Origin of the sequence: Herbiconiux liangxiaofengii (assembly GCF_041927335.1) — a bacterium.
In the GTDB taxonomy this organism is placed as follows: Bacteria; Actinomycetota; Actinomycetes; order Actinomycetales; family Microbacteriaceae; genus Herbiconiux; species Herbiconiux liangxiaofengii.
The window spans coordinates 17,251-33,969 of sequence record NZ_JBHFHD010000009.1 but is presented as its reverse complement, the minus strand read 5'-3'; the positions used below and the strand labels follow the sequence as shown (position 1 = coordinate 33,969).

Below are 16,719 nucleotides of genomic sequence, written 5' to 3'. Positions count from 1 at the left end.
GAAGTGATGGTGCGAACGCCGTCGTCGCAGCCTGCTAACCTTGTTGACGCACCCCGGGCCCCCATAGCTCAGGGGATAGAGCGTCTGCCTCCGGAGCAGAAGGCCGTAGGTTCAAATCCTACTGGGGGCACTGGCAATTTTTTTCGTTGCGCCGCCGCCTCTGCGGCGCAACCGCCGTTGCGTTCTAGGGCAACCGCCCTTTCAGGGGGCCACCTGGGCTTTGTGTTCTAGGGTCGCCGCCCTTCAAAGGGGCCATCCGCGCTGTGCATTCGGGGGCCGCCCGCGCTTGCGTTCGTGGGGCGGGGTATCCCCCGAAGGTGGTGGTGTCGGGGGCGAGGGGCGAGCGGTACTGTTCGGGCATGGATGCCGTCGAGACGTACCGACGCCGCAACATGTGGCACAACCGGATGCGCGGCGAAGCGACCGATCTGTCGAGTCACGTCGTGCGCAGCCAGGCCATCGCCGAGGGCCGCCTCTGGGCCCGCACGCGCGGGCTCGAGCACGTGGTGCTCGCCTCCGACGGCAGCGTCGAGTCGGTCACCCCGGCGCCGACGAGCTGATCACGCCGGCACCGACGATCAGACCAGGCGCACGAAGTAGTAGCTGCCCCAGAGCCCGGTGGCGTGGGTGACGTAGCGTCCCCAGTCGGGCGAGTGGATGACACCGCCCTGGCCGTCGTAGATGCCGATGTGCGCACCCGGCCACACCACCAGGTCGCCGGCCTGCGCATCCTGGGCGGAGACCCGCACCCCCATCGCCGCCTGACGGCTCACCAGACGGGGCAGCGAGATACCGAACTGCCCGTACACATACTGCGTGAGGCCGTCGCAGCCGAAGGAGTCGTTGGGGTCGGCGCCGTAGCCATAGGGCACCACGCCCACGAACTGCTCGGCGTACGCCACCACGGCGTCACCGCTGTACGACTGGGCCGGCGGGCTGACCGCGATGCCGCCGCCTGACGACCCTCCGCCAGACGACTCTCCGCTGTCTGACGACGAACCGCCGTCGGAGCCCGAATCGCCCGAACCGGAATCGTCCGACGACCCCGAGCCCGCGGCCGCAGCCGCATCGCGGGCAGCCTGCTCCGCGGCGGCCGCGGCAGCAGCGGCCTGCTCGGCGGCGACGCGGCGCTCGGTCTCGACCCGCACGCCCTCGTTGTACTGGGCCTCGGTCATGTCACTGTTCTGCTGCAGCGCCGCGAGCTGCACCTCGAGCGAGGACTGATGGCTCTCCTGCTCGAGCAGCGCACCCTGCACGGTCTTCTGCGCATCGACCGCCGACGACAGCGAGGCCTGAGCGGCCTCGGCGAGCTTCGCGAGCTCGCTCTGGGCGACCTCGGCCTGACCGGCCAGCGAGGTGGCGGTGTTCTGGTCCTGCTTCGCCGCGGCGAACACGTGCTGCGAGGTCTCGGAGAGCTTCGACATCGCGCCCAGCTGGTAGAGCAGGTCGTCGCTGCCCGCGCCGGCGACGGCCAGCTGCGAGGTGAGGTCGTTGCCGGCGCTCCGCGCGAACTGGGCGGCGAGAGCGGCCGCCCGCTTCTTCGACTGCTCGGCCGATGCCGCGGCCTGCTCGGCCTGGGCCTTCAGGGCGTCGGCCTTCTGCGTGCCGTCGGCCAGTGCCTCCTGGGCGGTGCGGTCGGCGGCCCACGCCTGGTCGGCCACCGCGGTCGCCGCATCGACGTCGGCCTGCAACCCGGCGATCAGGCCCTGCAGGGTGGAGATCTGGCTCTCGGTGGCGCTCTGGCTCGCCCGGGCGGCGACGACGTCGTCCCACGAGGGGTAGTCGGTGGCGGCCGCCGGCGAGGTGACCATCAGCGTGGTGGCCAGGGCGACGGCGGTCGCGAGCGCCGTGGCAGCGGACAGCCGTCGGCGGCGGACGGGTGACGGAGCGTGCGGCATGAAAGGCCCTCTGATGGTCGGGATGCGGGCTCCTGGATCACTCCAGTCACATACGCAACATCAATAACATCCATCACATTAGCAACACGCCGCAGAATGTGACAGCGGGATGTGCGGCAGCGGCCTTATAGTCGCGCCCTCCAGCAGCAGCCGGCCGGCCGGGCACAGCCGGAGTCCCGGCCCGCAGAACCAGGAGCGCTCAGGCGGCGACGGCGAGGGCCGGGGCCGTGACCGCGCCCAGCAGAGCCGCGAACTGGCCGCGAACGGCCCCCGGATCCTCCGGGTGCCACTGCACGCCGAGGATGGGCGCCGAGCGGTGCGCCACGGCTTCGATCAGCCCGTCGACCGCGGTGGCCGCGACCGCCAGCCCCTCGCCCAATCGGTCGACGGCCTGGTGGTGGGCGCTCTGCGTGGCGATCACGGAACCGAGGTCTCCGATCAGCCGATCGGCCACGGCGGTGCCGCCCACGAGCGCGACGTCGTGCGTCGACATGACCCGCTCGATCGGCTCGCCGTCACGGCGGTGCGCCGAACCCTCGCCGAGATCCTGCACGAGCGTGCCGCCGAGGGCGACGTTCACGATCTGGTGGCCGCGGCAGATGCCCAGGAGCGGGGTTCCCCGCCCGAGGGAGCGCTGCACCAGGGCGATCTGCGCGTCGTCGGCACGCTCCACGTGGCGGCCCTCGGCGCGGTAGCCGCGAGAGGCCCCGTAGTACTCGGGCGCGATGTCCTCCCCGCCGAGGATGACGACCGCCTCGGCACCGTCGGTGCGGGCCAGGGTCGACGCCACAGCCTGGTCTCCGGCGGCCACCAGGTCGACCTGCCAGCCTGCCGCCAGCGAGGCCTCGACCGCCCGGGCCGTGAGCAGCCGCGAGTACGCGTGGTACTCCGGTGCGTGCGGTCGCTCGGTCGTCACGACGACGACGCTGAGGCGGGGGGCGGAGACCATGTCGTCCATCCTGACGAGCCCGCACCGCCCTCGCATCCGCCGCCGTCATCCGGCGCAACATTCGCGGCCGCCCCCGCACTCCCGCGAGGCTGCCGCAAATCCCTCGGAGCCCGCACGGATTCGTGGCGCGCGCGGTGCGCCCCTCCTAGACTTCAGGCAATGAGACCTCCGCACCGAGCCAGCTCCCCGGCCCTCCGGCATCGACGCCCGGCCGTCATCGCCGCGCTGTTCGCCCTCACGGCGGCTCTCGTGGGCCTGCCGGCGACCGCCGCGCTTGCCGGAGACCCGGTGTCGCTCGACGGCCGCTACGTGGTCGACGACGCCGGCGTGCTCGGCAGCTCGGCCGCCGAGGTGCAGCAGGCGGTCGACACCCTCGCCACGGAGCAGGGCGTGAACCTCTTCGTCGTCTACACCGACCGGTTCGAGAATCCCAGCGACCGGCAGCAGTGGGCCAGCGAGACCGCCGAGCTGAACCAGCTGGGCACCAACGACGTGCTGCTGGCCGTGGCGGTCGACGATCGGCTCTACCAGCTCTCGGTGGCGTCGGGCTTCTCGCTGAGCGACGGTCAGCTGTCCACGATCGAGACCGACGACATCGTGCCCAGTCTGCGCTCGAGCGACTGGGCGGGCGCGGCGGTCGGAGCCGCCGAGGGCATCGCGCGCGAACTCGACGGCGGATCGGCGGGCGGGAGCTCGTCGGGCGACAACGCCGCGAGCGGGCTGGGCGGACTGGTCTGGGTGGTGGCGGTCGTGATCATCGTGATCGTGGGGGCGCTCGTGATCGCCGTGATCATCCGTCGCCGTCGCCGCCTCGACGCGAGCGAGACCGCGCAGGTGGAGGCCAGCGGCCCCAGCCAGAAGGAGCTCGACCAGAAGGTGGGCGCCGTTCTCGTGGAGCTCGACGACGCGGTCACGTCCAGCACCGAGGAGCTCGGGTTCGCCGTGGCGCAGTTCGGAGATGCCGCTGCCCCCTTCCAGACCGCGCTGGCTGAGGTGAAGAGCGAGCTCTCCCGCGCCTTCACGATCAAGCAGAAGCTCGACGACGCCGTTCCCGACACCGACGAGCAGCGCCGGGCCTGGTCGCTGGAGATCATCGAGATCTGCGAGAAGGCCGACGCGCGGCTCGACGCCGAGGCGGAAGCGTTCGACGCCCTCCGCGACGTGGAGCGCGACCCGGCTCCCGCACTGGCCGAGGCCCGGAAGGAGCTCGCCGACTCCGAGACCGCTCCGGCCGAGGTTCGGGAGCGCCTCACTGCCCTCGCCGCGTCGTACGACGCCCCGGCCCTCACCACGGTGGCCGGCAGCGCCGAGCAGATCGAGAAGCTCCGGGCCTTCGCCGAGGCCGAGCTCTCCGAGGCCGAGGCTGCCATCACGGCGTCGCGCACCGGCGAGGCGGCCGTGCACATCCGGGCTGCCCGCCAGGCCTCGGCCCAGGTTCGCACCATCGGGCTGGCCGTGGTCACGCTCGAGAAGGATCTCGGCGAGGCCACCGCGGGGCTGGCTGCCGCAGTGGCCGACGCCGAGGCCGACCTCGCCGCCGCCGCCCAGCTGGAAACCCAGTCGCCCGGCACCGGAATCGCGGGCCTGTCGGCCGCACTCACCGTGGAACTCCAGCGGGCCCGCTCGATCGGGGCCCGCGATCCGCTGAACGCGCGACTGGCCCTGGAACGAGCCGACACGCCACTGGACGACGCCCTCGCTGCCGTCAGATCGGAGCAGCAGCGCCTCGAACGGCTCGCCGCCCAACGCGACCGCGCCATCGCGACCGCCGAGAGCGAGGTGGCCTCGACCCAGCGCTTCCTCGACACCCGTCGTGGCGCGGTGGGGGCGGATGCACGCACCCGGCTCTCCGAGGCTCAGCGTCATCTCGACCAGGCGCACGCCCTCGCGGTGAGCGACGCGGAGGGGGCGCTCCGCGAAGCCACCAGCGCCACGGAGCTCGCCGCGCGCGCCTCCGCGTCGGCGCGGCAGGACGTGTCGTGGGCCCAGTCGGACGAGAGCAGCTGGGGCAGCAGCAGCGGTTCGGGCCGGTACTCCAGCGACGACAGCTTCTCGGGAGGTCTTCTGGGCGGCATCATCGGCGGCATGGGCGGGGGCGGGGGCGGGGGCGGCGGATCGTCATACCGCGGCGGGTTCGGCGGCTCGTCACGGGGCGGCGGAGGAAGCTTCGGGGGCGGTTTCGGCGGCGGCGGCCGACGATCCAGCGGCGGCAGCTTCGGCGGCGGGGGCCGGCGTGGCGGCGGCGGGCGCTTCTGACCGTCACGACATCCGACACGGACCAACGAGACTCAGCACCACCAGACACCCACAGGCAGCACAAGAAGGAGACACGATGGCAAAGCAGTCGATTTTCGGTCGCATCGCGCAGCTCGCGAAGGCGAACATCAACAACCTGATCGACCAGGCCGAAGACCCGCAGCTGATGATCGATCAGCTCGTGCGCGACTACACCTCGAACATCGCCGACGCCGAGAGCGCCATCGCGCAGACCATCGGCAACCTGCGCCTGCTCGAGGACGACCACCGCGAAGACGTGGCCGCGGCCTCCGACTGGGGTCGCAAGGCGCTGGCGGCGAGCCAGAAGGCCGATCAGTTCCGCTCGGCCGGCAACGCGGCCGACGCCGACAAGTTCGACGCGCTGGCCAAGGTTGCCCTCACCCGTCAGCTGCAGTCGGAGAACGAGGCGAAGGATGCGGAGCCCTCGATCGCCAGCCAGACCGAGTCGGTCGAGAAGCTCAAGGCGGGCCTGACGGCCATGAAGGAGAAGCTCGGTCAGCTCAAGACCAAGCGCGACAACCTCGTGGCCCGAGCCAAGACCGCCGAGGCCCAGAGCCAGGTGCAGGCCGCCCTGAAGAACATCGACGTGCTCGACCCCACCTCCGACCTCGGCCGTTTCGAGGAGAAGATCCGCCGCGAAGAGGCGCGGGTGCGCGGCCAGGAGGAGCTCAACGCCTCCAGTGTCGACGCCCAGTTCGAGAGCCTCGACGACCTCGGTGAACTCACCGAGGTCGAGGCGCGGCTGGCCGCTCTGAAGGCGGGCTCCGGCTCCGGCGCTCCCGCCGTCACGAGCGGCGAGTAGGTTCGGCCATCCCGATGAGTGCGACCTTCGTGGTCGTCCCGGCGTGGCAGGGCTCCGGCTCGAGCCGTGCGATGCGGCTGATCGACGGGGCGGAGGCGGTGCGGGGAGACCTGCCCGCCGCCGCCACCCGAGTGGTCGAGGTACCCGCCGGCGCCGGCGATTCGCTCGACACCGGGGTGCATCGCTTCACCTCGGTGCTCACCGTGGCCGAAGCCACCGAGGCCGTGCTGGCCGACGTCACCGGCATCCCGGTGATCATCGGCGGCGATTGCGGAGTGGACTTCGCCGGGGTCAGGCACGCCGCGTCGCGCCCCGGCCGGGCCGCCGGGGCGCGCCTCGGGGTGGTCTGGTTCGACGCCCACGCCGACCTGAACACAACGGAGACGTCGCCGTCGGGCGCCTTCCACGGCATGGTGCTGCGCGCGCTCCTCGGCGGCGGGCCCTCCGAGCTCGCCCGTGAGGCGGCGCTCGACCCCACGCAGCTGGTGCTCGCGGGCACCCGCTCGCTGGACGACGCCGAGGCCGACTACATCGCCGAGGCCGGCATCCGGATGCTCGACCCGGCCGGTCTCGACGACCCGACGGCGCTGGTGGCAGCCCTCCGCGACTCCGGGGTCACCGAGGTGTATCTGCACGTCGACCTCGACGTGCTCGATCCGAGCGAGATCACCGGGGTCGCGTTCCCCGAGCCGTTCGGCGTGTCGGTGCCCACCCTCGTGGCGGCCATCCGCGCGGTTCGGGAGGCGTTCCCCCTCGTGGGTGCCGGCATCACCGAGTTCGCCCCCGCCAGTCCGGATGCCGCGGTCGACGACCTGCCCGCCATCCTGCGCATCGTCTCGGCCCTCGTGCGCTGACCCGGGCCGCCCGCCGGCCCGACCTCCCCCAGCCCGCAGCACGACCACCCCGCACTTCGACCACCCCGCACTTCGAGCACCAGGAGCAGCAATGACCAAGGAATACGACCTCATCGTCATCGGAGCCGGTGCGGTGGGCGAGAACGTGGCCGACCGCGCCGTGCAGGGCGGCCTCTCGGTGGCCCTCGTCGAGGCCGAGCTGGTGGGCGGCGAGTGCTCCTACTGGGCGTGCATGCCATCGAAGGCACTGCTGCGCGCCGGCGAGGTGGTGCGCGCCGCGCAGGCGGTCGGTGGGGCGAAGCAGGCCGTGACGGGAGCGATCGACGCAGCAGCGGTGCTGCAGCGGCGCAACTCCTTCACCAGCGACTGGAACGACAGCGGCCAGGTGCAGTGGGTGTCGGGAGCCGGCATCGACCTCGTGCGCGGTCACGCCGTGTTCACGGGAGTGAAGGAGCTCGTGGTGCGCTCGGTCGACGGCGACGCCACCCCGCTGCGCGCCCGTCACGCGGTGGCCGTCGCGACCGGCTCCGTCGCGCTGCTGCCCGACATCCCGGGTCTGGCCGACGTGAAGCCATGGACGAGCCGCGAAGCCACCAGCGCCCAGAGCATCCCACCGCGCCTGGCCATCGTCGGCGGCGGGGTGGTGGCGGCCGAGATGGCCACCGCCTACGCCTCGCTCGGCTCCGCCGTGACCCTGCTGGTGCGCGGCTCGCTGCTGGCGGGCCAGGAGCCGTTCGCCGGCGAACTGGTGTCGGATGCGCTGAAGGAGCTCGGCGTCGACATCCGGCTGGGCGGCTCGCCCGAGCGGGTGGAGCGCGGCGTCGACGGCCTGGTGCGCACCACCCTCGGCGACGGCGACGTGATCGAGTCGGAGGAGATCCTGGTGGCCACCGGGCGCCTGCCCCGCACGGGAGACCTCGGCCTCGAGGCGATCGGCCTCACGCCCGACGAGTGGCTCGACACCGACGACACCCTGCTGGTGCTCGGCTCCGACGGCACCCCGCTGGACGGGGAGTGGCTCTACGCGGTCGGCGACGTGAACCACCGCGTGCTGCTGACCCACCAGGGCAAGTACCAGGCCAGGGCGGCCGGCGACGTGATCGTGGCGCGAGCCACGGGCGCCCAGCTGCACACCGAGGCCTGGGGGCGCCATGTGGCCACCGCCGACCACGAAGCGGTTCCGCAGGTGACCTTCACCGACCCGGCCGTGGCCTCCGTGGGACTCACCGCGGCCGCCGCCGAGAAGGCGGGCTACCGCATCACGGCCGTCGACTACGAGATCGGCAGCGTGGCGGGGGCGAGCGTGCACACCGACGGGTACACCGGCACCGCCCGCATGGTGGTCGACGAAGACAGGCAGGTGGTGCTCGGGGTCACCTTCGTGGGGCCCGACGTGCAGGAGCTGCTGCACTCCGCCACCGTGGCCGTGGTGGGCCAGGTTCCCCTGTCGAGGCTGTGGCACGCGGTGCCCTCCTACCCCACCATCAGCGAGGTGTGGTTGCGCCTGCTCGAGACCTACGGTCGGCAGAGCGCATGAGCGACGTGAGAACCGGCGCGAACCGCGCAGAGCGAACCAGCCGCCTCGAGCGGCTGCGCAGCACCCTTTACTACCCGCCGCTGGCCCGCGCCGGCTACCTCTACGCCACCTCGGTGGCCCTGGTGGCCGGCACCCTGCTCAGCACGGGCCGGGTGCGCCGCGTCGACGGGCTGTTCGTGTGCACGGGCCTGCCGAGCTGGGCCTTCAAGCGCGGCGGCACCTGCGTGGGCGGGGTGTACCTCACGCGCGACAACGACGCCGCGCACGTGCTGCGGCACGAGGCGGTGCACCGGCAGCAGTGGAAGCAGTACGGGATGATGTTCCCGCTGCTCTACGCGCTGGCCGGACGCGATCCGCTGCACAACCACTTCGAGATCGAGGCGGGCCTGGAAGACGGCAACTACCTGCCGCGACGGCGGGCCGAGTCGGAGGACTAGACCGTGATGCGGTCGCTCGGCACGTCGCGGCCGAGCCACAGGCACAGGTCGTCGCCGTCGAGGGCGACGTCGCCGGTGGACATCTCGCCCACCCAGGCGTGCACGGCGCGACCCACAGCCTGACCGGGGGCGCACGACAGGCCGGAGCCCATCTCGCCGGTTCGCGCATCCCGGACCAGCCACGTGACCGTGACCCGCTCGGGCGTGCTGATGGGATCGACCATCGCGGCCGACGGCACCTCGACGAACACCTGACCGGCGGCCCGCTCACCGAGCGAGGCGACCAGGGCCCGGATCTCGCCGAGATCGGCTTCGGTGCCGGCGATGAGCACGCGGCCCGTCGCTCGGGAGACGGTGCTGGGTTCGGAGGCGATCACATACATTTGGCTTCAGTATAGGCATGCCTTACTTAGGATTGCCACACCTCACAGCGCACCTCCCAGGTGCATCCCACGCCGTGCCGGGTGCGGCCTCTCACCACTGCGGCGGATGCACCCGTTCCCAGTGCAGGCGCCGCTCGAGCTGCCGCCCGAGCGCGAGCAGCGTGGCCTCTCCCCCGGGTCGGCCGATCAGCTGGGCCCCCATCGGCAGCCCCTCGGCCGTGCGGTGCACCGGCAGCGTGATGGCAGGCAGCCCCGCGACGTTCACGAACGACGTGTACGGCGTGTAGAGCACCTGCTGTGCGAAGTTCTTCTCGCCGTCGTCGCGGTCGTACCAGCCGACGGGCCGCGGGGTGAGTGCCATCGCGGGCGTGAGCACGGCATCGAAACGGTCGAACTGCCGGATGACCGAGCGTTCGAAGCGCGAGAGGGTCGCCAGCGCGGCCACGAGTTGATGGGCGGGCAGGGCGCGTCCGCGGGCCCGGAGCCAACGGGTGAGCGGTTCGAGCAGCGGCTCCGTGGTGTCGTCGACGGGGAGGGTGGAGGCGCCGGCCTGCCAGATGGTGCGGAAGGCGGGGCCGTACTCCGGCGCCGGCTCGAGATCGAACTCCTCGATGCCGTGACCGAGGGCGGCCAGGGCGTCGCGGGCGACAGCCAGCGCATCCGTCGCCCCTGGGTCGAGCTCGATGTCGTACTGGTGCTGCCAGGGCGTGCTCGTGGTGACACCGATCTGGAAACGGCCCTCGGCCCGCACGGCGGCGCCCAGGAAGAGCCCGTCGTCGTAGGCCGGCGGCCGCAGCGTGTGGGTGTGCCGGATGCGGTCGCCCCGGCGCGCGATCATGCCGTCCAGCAGCAGGGCGGCGTCGACCACCGTGCGCGCGATCGGGCCCGCCACCGGCAGCCCGGCCAGCGCATCCTGCCCCGAGCCGCCCGGTACGAGACCGCGGGAGGGCTTCAACCCCACCAGCCCGCAGGCGGCGGCGGGGATGCGGATGGAGCCGCCGCCATCGGAGCCGGGCGCGAACGGCAGCAGGCCGGCCGCCACCGCCACCGCCGCGCCGCCGCTGCTGCCGCCCGCGCCGAGCGAGACGTCATAGGGGTTTCTCGCCGGCGGTGCGACGAGGCTCTCGGTGTAGCTCGGCAGCCCGAACTCGGGCGCGGAGGTCTTGCCGAGGCTCACGGTTCCGGCGGCGTCGAGCTGCGTCACCAGGTCGTCGGACTCCTCGGGCACGAACTGCTCGAACGCCCGCGACCCGAACGTGGTGCGCACACCGGCCCGGCGCACCAGGTCTTTGTCGCCGATCGCGAGGCCCCAGAGCAGGGCCGTCCGGTCGGCTGACGCCTCGAGGGCGCGCGCCCGCTCCCGCGCGGCGTCAGCCGTCACCGTGGTGAAGGCTCCGAGTTCGGGGTTCAGCCGCTCGATGCGCGCGAGGTAGTGCTCGACCGCCTCGAGCACGCCCAGCTCGCCGCGCTGCAGCAGCCGGTACTGCTGCAGGGCCCCGAGCTCGTGGATCTCGGTCATCCCGCTACTTCAACGACTTCTGCAGCAGCACGGTGCCGAGCCAGTGGCCGAACTTGAAGCCCACGCGGCCCAGCCGGCCGACCTCCTTGAAGCCGAAGCGCTCGTGCAGCGCGATCGAGGCCTCGGCGCCCTGGTCGGCGATCACCGCGAGCATCTCCTTGATGCCGGCCTTCTTCGACCGCTCGATCAGTTCACCGAGCAGCACCGTGCCGAGGCCCTTGCCGGTGGCGGCGGGCCCGAGGTAGATCGAGTCCTCCACCGTGCGGCGGTAGGCGGCCTTCTGCTTCCAGGCCGACACGTAGGCGAAACCGAGCAGGGTGCCGGTGGGCGAGACCGCCACGATGAAGGGGTAGTTCTGCTTCTGGGTCCAGGCGAACTTGTGCCGCCACTCCTTCAGCGTCATGGCGTCTTCGTCGAAGGTCACCACCGTGTTGGCCACGTAGTGGTTGTAGATCTCGCGGATGTAGGGCAGATCGGTCTCCACCGCATCCCGCAGCTCGTACACGAACGGCACCTCGAGCGGCGGCTTCTCGGCGGTGGCCGGCCGCAGTGCGCGAGGGAGCGTGCGGCGCGGCTGGTACTCCTCTTCCAACATGGGCTTCAGCCTACCCAGCGGGCGTCAGCGCACGGTCCAGTCGACGGGTTCTGCGCCCTGCTCCTCGAGCAGCGCGTTCACCCGGCTGAACGGCTTCGAGCCGAAGAACCCGCGCGACGCCGAGAGCGGGCTCGGATGCGCGGAGGTGACGACCGGCACGCCCGACAGGAGCGGCGCGAGACCGGCCGCATCCCGGCCCCAGAGCAGCGCCACGAGCGGCGTGCCGCGCGCGGCGAGCGAGCGGATGGCGTGCTCGGTGACCTGCTCCCACCCCTTCTTGCGATGCGAGCCGGGCTCGCCGGGCCTCACGGTGAGCACGCGGTTGAGCAGCAGGATGCCGCTCCCGGTCCAGGAGGTGAGGTCGCCGTGGGCGGCGGGCTCAAGGCCCAGGTCGTCGCGCAGCTCGCGGTAGATGTTGGCGAGGCTGCGCGGCAGCGGGCGCACGTGGCGCTCCACGGCGAAGGACAGGCCGATCGGATGGCCGGGAGTGGGATACGGATCCTGGCCCACGATGAGCACACGCACGTCGGCGAAGGGCTCGCGGAAGGCCCTCAGAACGTTCTCGCCCGCGGGCAGGTACGGCCGGCCGACGGCCGTCTCGGCCCTCAGGAAGTCGCCGAGCCGGGCGATGTCGCCGGCCACCGGCTGCAGAGCCTCGGCCCAGCCCGCATCGAGCCGGCCCTCGGCGGCCAGATCGGTCAGGGAGCGGGCGGGCTTCGGGCCGTCGGGCGGGGTCACGCCGCGTCGGCGCCGGCCGTGGAGACCCGCACGCTGCCGGAGTCGGGGGTGACCTTCCACACGCTGCCGCGGCCGACGACCCGCAGGGGGCCCTCCCCCACGATGAGGGCGGTGTGCTCGTCGATGGCCACCCCGCCGTCGACGAGTCCGGCCTCCGTGGCGGCGATCAGTCGCGACACCGAACCCCACTGGGCGGCGTGCACGTCGACCGCGAGGTCGATCAGGCCCAGGCCGTCGACCACGGTGAGCTGCTCGAGGTCTTCGGAGGCCTCTTCGGTGCCGATCTCGACGGCGCCGATCTTCCAGCCACCCACGATCGCGCGCTCGGCCACGATGGCGGCGCCGGCCGAGAAGCCGAGATAGGGCACGCCGGAGGCCACCAGGCGTCGCAGCTCCACGAAGGCGGGAGCGAGCGACTCGCGATAGGCCGGGGTGAGGCCGCCCCACACCACCACCCCGTCGACCTCGGCGAAGGCCGTCGGAGCGATCGGCGCGTTCTCGGGGGCGAGCACGGCGACGGGCTCGATCTTGCCCAGGTGCTCGAAGGCGGTGACGAGCTCGGCGTACTTCTCGGGGGCGTCGCCGTCGCGCACCAGCACGATGGCCAGGCGCGCACCCTCGATCTTGCCGGCCGCCTCGGCGTGCGCGGCGATCTCGTCGAAGAACGGCCGGTAGACCGCCCCGTCGTCGTCGATCGGCCAGCCGCCGCCGACCAGGTGCACGCTCACGCTTCGGTCGACCGCTCGACGCCCACGGGCGGGTGGGCCGACCAGGGGAAGACGATCCACCGGTCGGTGGTCTTCCAGTGGAAGTCGGGCGCGATCACCGAGCGCGGCTTCAGGTAGAGCGTGGCCGATCGCACCGTGATGTCGACCTTCTCGAGCAGCTCGACGACGAGTGCGAGGGTGCGGCCGGAGTCGGCCACGTCATCCACCAGCAGCACGTTCTTGCCGATCAGCGGCTCGTTGTCGAGCAGGGGCGGCAGGATGATGGGCTCGGCGAGGGTCTCCTCGACGTCGGAGTAGAACTCCACGTTCAGACTGCCGCAGGTCTTCACGCCGAGCGCGTAGGCCAGGGCCCCGCCCGGGATGAGGCCGCCGCGGGCGATGGCGATCACGAAGTCGGGCTCGAAACCGCTGGCGACGATGTCGCGGGCGAGCGACCGGGAGGCGTCGCCGAACTCAAGCCAGCCGAGCACCTCGCGCTCGGGCGGAGCCTCAGCCACCGGCGCCTCAGCCCCGTCGTCGATGGTGGAAATGTCGTCAGCGCCCGGATTCATGCAGGCAACGCTACCGGAATCCCCGCGCGCGCCCGAGCCGGCCGATAGCATCCGTTCATGACAGCGGCCGTCTCGCCCTCGCCTTCCTCCGCCCGCAGCGTGATGGGTGTCTCCGCCGCCCTGATCGGCTTCCTCTTCGCGGTCGAGCTCACCAGCGGTGTGCTGCAGGGATACTACGTACCGCTCATCCCCGACCTGGTCGAGCACCTCGGCATCCGCGACGCCGACTTCAACTGGTTCGAAGCGGCCCAGCTGCTGCTCTCGGCCATCGTGGTGCCCGTTCTGGCCAAGCTCGGCGACATGGCCGGCCACAAGCGGATGCTGCTGATCGCCACGGTGGTCACGGCGGCGGCGAGCTGGTGGCTGGCCTTCGCCGGCGACTTCACGAGCTTTCTGCTCGCCTGGGCGCTGCAGGGCTTCTACGTGGTGTGGCTGCCGCTCGAGGTGGCCCTGATCTTCGACCGGGGGCGGCGCACCGGCCGCGCGGCCTCGCAGACCAGGCGGGCGGCGGGCCTGCTCGTGGTGGCGCTGGAGACCGGCGCGATCGTGGGCGCCCTCGCCGGCGGACTGGTGTTCACGGCGCTCGGCGGCAGCGTGGCGCTCACCCTGATGATCCCGGCGATCGCCGTGACGCTGGTGTTCTTCGTCATCCTGTTCGGCGTACCGGAGTCGACCCCGCAGCCCGGGCGCACGCTCGACATCCTGGGCTTCACGCTGCTCACGCTGGGGCTGCTGCTGATCACGAGCGGCCTCACCTTCCTGCGCCTGAACGGCCCAGGCACCTGGTGGGTGTGGGCGCTGATCGCCGTGGGAGTGCTGTCGTTCATCCCGTTCGGGCGCTACGAGCTGCGGCAGGCCGATCCGGCCATCGATCTCAGGGTGCTGCGGCAGCCGAGCATGTGGCCGGTGCAACTCACGGCCGGGCTCGTGGGCATCAGCCTGCTCGGGGCCCAGGCGCCGCTCAGCACCTTCGCCGGCACCGACCCGGTGAACGGCTACGGACTGGGGCTCGGCGCGACCAGCCGCTCGATCCTGATCGGGGCGTACCTGCTGTCGATGATCGTGGGCGCCCTGCTGTTCCCGCTCGCGTCGCGCCGGCTGAGTCCGCGCACGGCCCTCATTGGGGCCACCTTCCTGGTGGCCGCCGGATACGCCCTCTTCCTGCCCTTCCACCAGGAGACCTGGCAGGTGTTCGTGAACATGTGCATCGCGGGCATCGGCTCGGGTGCGCTCGTGGGCGCGATGCCCGCCGCCGCGGCCGCCGCCGCACCGATCGGGCAGACGGGCATCGCGGCCGCCCTCACGAACACCACCAAGACCATCGGCGGATCGTTCGCCTCGGCGGTGTTCGCGGTGGTGCTCTTCCACGGGGCGTCGACCGCCGTCACGGCCACCGCCTCGAGCCTCAGCGGCTACCTGATCGTGTGGTCGATCTGCGCCGGCGGGGCGCTCGTGGCGGCGGTGCTGCTGTTCTTCGTACCGAAGCCCGCGTTCGCCGACACCGTCGAGCTCGCGCCGGCCCCCACTCCTACTCCTTGACCCGGAGCTCTCCGCGGGCGATCTTATACACCGACGACTGGGCCACCGGCTTCACGATCACGAGGTCGAGGCTCACGTGCGCCGGCATCTCCAGCATCATCGCGATGGTAGCGGCGACGTCGTCGGCGCTCAGCGGGTCGGCCACGTTCGCGTAGACCGAGTCGGCCCGATCCTGGTCGCCGCGGAAGCGGTTGAGCGAGAACTCCTCGGTCTTCACCATCCCCGGCGCCACCTCGAGCACCCGGATCGGCTCGCCGCTGAGCTCGAGCCGCAGCACGTCGGCCATCGAGTGCACGGCGAACTTCGCCGCGTTGTATCCCCCGCCGCCCTCGTAGGAGAAGTGCGCCGCGGTCGAGGAGACGATCAGGATGTCGGCCGAGCCGCCCGGCTCGACCGAGGCGCGCAGCAACGGCAGCAGAGCTGCGGTGACCCGCTGAACGGCGAGCACGTTGATCTCGTACATCCAGCGCCAGTCGTCGGCGTCGCTGTGCTCGACGCTGTCGAGCCCCATGGCACCGCCGGCGTTGTTGACGAGGGTGCTGACGCCGCCGGAGCCGGCGAGGTAGTCGCGCAGGGCGTCGACCTCGGCGGGTACCGTGAGGTCGGCGGCGAAGAATTCGCACCCGGTCTCCTCGGCGAGCTCCCGCAGCCGGTCCTCGCGGCGGGCCACGCCCACCACGTCCCAGCCGTGCTGCCGCAGACGACGTACCGTCGCCGCCCCGATGCCCGAACTCGCCCCAGTGACTACCGCGCGCTTCATCAGCGAACCTCTCCGGCCGGGACCTCCCCGGTCCCTTCCGTAGCTACAAAGGTAGTGTGCTGAAGGTGACCGTTCCTGCCACCCCCGTCGCCGTGGGCCCCCGCTCCAAGCGCGTTCCGCTCTGGGACAACGCGCGGTTCGTGGCGATCACGCTCGTGGTGATCGGCCATGCCGTGCTCAAACTGATCGCCGAGTCCGACACCGCCTACGGGGTCTACCTCTTCATCTACGCCTTCCATGTGCCGGTGTTCGTGGCCGTGGCGGGCTACTTCGCGAAATCGGATGCGCCGGGCCAGAAGCAGCTGCGCCGCGTCATCACCGACCTCGTGCTGCCGTACCTGATCTTCGAGACCGCCTGGTCGGTCATCCACTCGGTCGTCGCCGGGTCGATCGAGCTCGACTACGCGGTGCCCTCGTGGACGCTGTGGTTCCTGATCGCGCTGGCCGTCTGGCGGGTGGCCCTGCCCTACCTGGCTCAGCTGCGGCATCCGCTGCTGATCGCGGTGGTGATCTCGGTGGCCTCCGGCTACCTGCCCGAGATCGGCGGGGTGCTGGCGCTGGATCGCACGCTCGCCCTGCTGCCGTTCTTCGTGCTGGGCTGGCGGCTGCGCCAGCTGCCGCTCACCGCGATCTGGCTGCGCGCATCGGCTCGCACGGTGACGCTCGTGCGCGCGGCGGCGGTGGCCGTGTTCGCCGCGCTGGCGGTGGTGATCGCGCTGACGCTGCCGACCCTGCGGGAGATCGCGCTGCGGCGGTTCCTGCTGAACGACGGGGCGTACCCGTCGTTCGGTTACGACCAGTGGTGGGCGGGCGCGGTGCGGCTCGGCGTGATCGCGGTGGCCGGGTTGCTCGTGTTCGCCTTCCTGGTGCTCATGCCGCGCCGGGCCACCTGGTTCTCCCCGCTCGGCCAGGCCACCATGTACGTGTACCTGCTGCACACCTTCGTGCTCTACCCCATCCGGGAGTCGGGGGTGCTGAGCGGGCCGCAGAACGACCTGCTGCTGGTGGGGATGATCGCGCTGAGCGTCGTGCTCACCGTGCTGCTCGCCAGCCGGCCCGTGCGCCGGGTGTTCCGGCCCCTCGTGGAGCCGCGGGCGCGCTGGTTGTTCGTTACGCCGCGCGTCGGGCGTGATTGAGCCCCTCCGCCGCCTG

17 protein-coding genes and 1 tRNA gene are annotated in these 16,719 nt (G+C 71.8%); 9 read left to right on the top strand and 9 right to left on the bottom strand.

Features of this window, described 5'->3' with window-relative positions:
• Positions 1-57: 57 nt before the first annotated feature.
• Positions 58-130 (top strand) — tRNA-Arg (locus ACEXOR_RS09000).
• Positions 131-359: 229 nt separating this feature from the next.
• Complete coding sequence (locus ACEXOR_RS08995) at positions 360-560, top strand: hypothetical protein (RefSeq protein ID WP_374849251.1); 201 nt, start codon at positions 360-362, stop codon at positions 558-560.
• An 18-nt stretch (positions 561-578) separates the two neighbouring features.
• Here ACEXOR_RS08995 and ACEXOR_RS08990 read toward each other — a convergent pair whose 3' ends face one another.
• Together ACEXOR_RS08990 and ACEXOR_RS08985 are read right to left on the bottom strand one after the other, a co-directional pair.
• Positions 579-1,898 carry a C40 family peptidase gene (locus ACEXOR_RS08990; RefSeq protein WP_374849250.1) on the bottom strand — a complete coding sequence of 440 codons (1,320 nt, stop codon included), beginning with the start codon at positions 1,896-1,898 and terminating at the stop codon, positions 579-581.
• Positions 1,899-2,097: 199 nt separating this feature from the next.
• Complete coding sequence (locus tag ACEXOR_RS08985) at positions 2,098-2,847, bottom strand: gamma-glutamyl-gamma-aminobutyrate hydrolase family protein (RefSeq protein WP_374849249.1); 750 nt, start codon at positions 2,845-2,847, stop codon at positions 2,098-2,100.
• Positions 2,848-3,006: 159 nt separating this feature from the next.
• On the opposite strand from ACEXOR_RS08985, the gene ACEXOR_RS08980 reads away from it, so the two are divergent.
• The 5 genes from ACEXOR_RS08980 (at position 3,007) to ACEXOR_RS08960 (ending at position 8,754) form a co-directional block, all read left to right on the top strand.
• The gene (locus ACEXOR_RS08980) at positions 3,007-5,103 is read left to right on the top strand and encodes a TPM domain-containing protein (RefSeq protein ID WP_374849248.1); all 2,097 of its coding nucleotides are present in this window, start codon (positions 3,007-3,009) and stop codon (positions 5,101-5,103) included.
• A 76-nt stretch (positions 5,104-5,179) separates the two neighbouring features.
• The gene (locus ACEXOR_RS08975) at positions 5,180-5,926 is read left to right on the top strand and encodes a PspA/IM30 family protein (RefSeq protein ID WP_374849247.1); all 747 of its coding nucleotides are present in this window, start codon (positions 5,180-5,182) and stop codon (positions 5,924-5,926) included.
• Positions 5,927-5,940: 14 nt separating this feature from the next.
• On the top strand, positions 5,941-6,780 hold the full coding sequence (locus tag ACEXOR_RS08970) for an arginase family protein (RefSeq protein ID WP_374849246.1): 840 nt from the start codon (positions 5,941-5,943) through the stop codon (positions 6,778-6,780).
• Between the two features lie 91 nt (positions 6,781-6,871).
• On the top strand, positions 6,872-8,317 hold the full coding sequence (locus ACEXOR_RS08965; RefSeq protein WP_374849245.1) for a dihydrolipoyl dehydrogenase family protein: 1,446 nt from the start codon (positions 6,872-6,874) through the stop codon (positions 8,315-8,317).
• Positions 8,314-8,754, top strand: a complete 441-nt coding sequence (locus ACEXOR_RS08960) for a Fe-S oxidoreductase (RefSeq protein WP_374849244.1) — start codon at positions 8,314-8,316, stop codon at positions 8,752-8,754. The genes ACEXOR_RS08965 and ACEXOR_RS08960 overlap by 4 nt, the downstream gene beginning before the upstream one ends.
• Here the strand turns inward: ACEXOR_RS08960 and ACEXOR_RS08955 are convergent.
• The 6 genes from ACEXOR_RS08955 to ACEXOR_RS08930 all read right to left on the bottom strand — a co-directional run bounded on the left by ACEXOR_RS08955 (position 8,751) and on the right by ACEXOR_RS08930 (position 13,268).
• On the bottom strand, positions 8,751-9,137 hold the full coding sequence (locus ACEXOR_RS08955) for an SIP domain-containing protein (RefSeq protein WP_374849243.1): 387 nt from the start codon (positions 9,135-9,137) through the stop codon (positions 8,751-8,753). The two genes, ACEXOR_RS08960 and ACEXOR_RS08955, sit on opposite strands and share 4 nt — an antisense overlap.
• 91 nt (positions 9,138-9,228) lie before the next feature.
• On the bottom strand, positions 9,229-10,656 hold the full coding sequence (locus ACEXOR_RS08950) for an amidase (protein ID WP_374849242.1): 1,428 nt from the start codon (positions 10,654-10,656) through the stop codon (positions 9,229-9,231).
• A gap of 4 nt (positions 10,657-10,660) precedes the next feature.
• Positions 10,661-11,251: a GNAT family N-acetyltransferase gene (locus ACEXOR_RS08945; protein ID WP_374849241.1), complete on the bottom strand. Its 591-nt coding sequence runs from the start codon at positions 11,249-11,251 to the stop codon at positions 10,661-10,663.
• Positions 11,252-11,275: 24 nt separating this feature from the next.
• Complete coding sequence (locus ACEXOR_RS08940; protein ID WP_374849240.1) at positions 11,276-11,989, bottom strand: uracil-DNA glycosylase; 714 nt, start codon at positions 11,987-11,989, stop codon at positions 11,276-11,278.
• Positions 11,986-12,717 carry a type 1 glutamine amidotransferase family protein gene (locus ACEXOR_RS08935; protein WP_374849239.1) on the bottom strand — a complete coding sequence of 244 codons (732 nt, stop codon included), beginning with the start codon at positions 12,715-12,717 and terminating at the stop codon, positions 11,986-11,988. Before ACEXOR_RS08935 ends, ACEXOR_RS08940 begins: the two co-directional genes overlap by 4 nt.
• Positions 12,714-13,268, bottom strand: coding sequence for a phosphoribosyltransferase (locus ACEXOR_RS08930; RefSeq protein WP_374849238.1), 555 nt, complete (start codon positions 13,266-13,268; stop codon positions 12,714-12,716). The genes ACEXOR_RS08935 and ACEXOR_RS08930 overlap by 4 nt, the downstream gene beginning before the upstream one ends.
• A gap of 57 nt (positions 13,269-13,325) precedes the next feature.
• Here ACEXOR_RS08930 and ACEXOR_RS08925 point away from each other — a divergent pair, with 57 nt between their 5' ends.
• Positions 13,326-14,807 (top strand): MFS transporter, encoded by a 1,482-nt coding sequence (locus ACEXOR_RS08925; RefSeq protein ID WP_374849237.1) that lies wholly within the window; start codon positions 13,326-13,328, stop codon positions 14,805-14,807.
• On the opposite strand, the gene ACEXOR_RS08920 is transcribed toward ACEXOR_RS08925, so the two are convergent.
• Entirely contained in the window at positions 14,797-15,567 is a 771-nt protein-coding gene (locus ACEXOR_RS08920; RefSeq protein WP_374849235.1) for an SDR family oxidoreductase, read from the bottom strand. The genes ACEXOR_RS08925 and ACEXOR_RS08920 overlap by 11 nt on opposite strands.
• A gap of 65 nt (positions 15,568-15,632) precedes the next feature.
• Here ACEXOR_RS08920 and ACEXOR_RS08915 point away from each other — a divergent pair, with 65 nt between their 5' ends.
• Positions 15,633-16,703, top strand: a complete 1,071-nt coding sequence (locus ACEXOR_RS08915; protein ID WP_374849234.1) for an acyltransferase family protein — start codon at positions 15,633-15,635, stop codon at positions 16,701-16,703.
• Positions 16,704-16,719 lie beyond the last annotated feature (16 nt).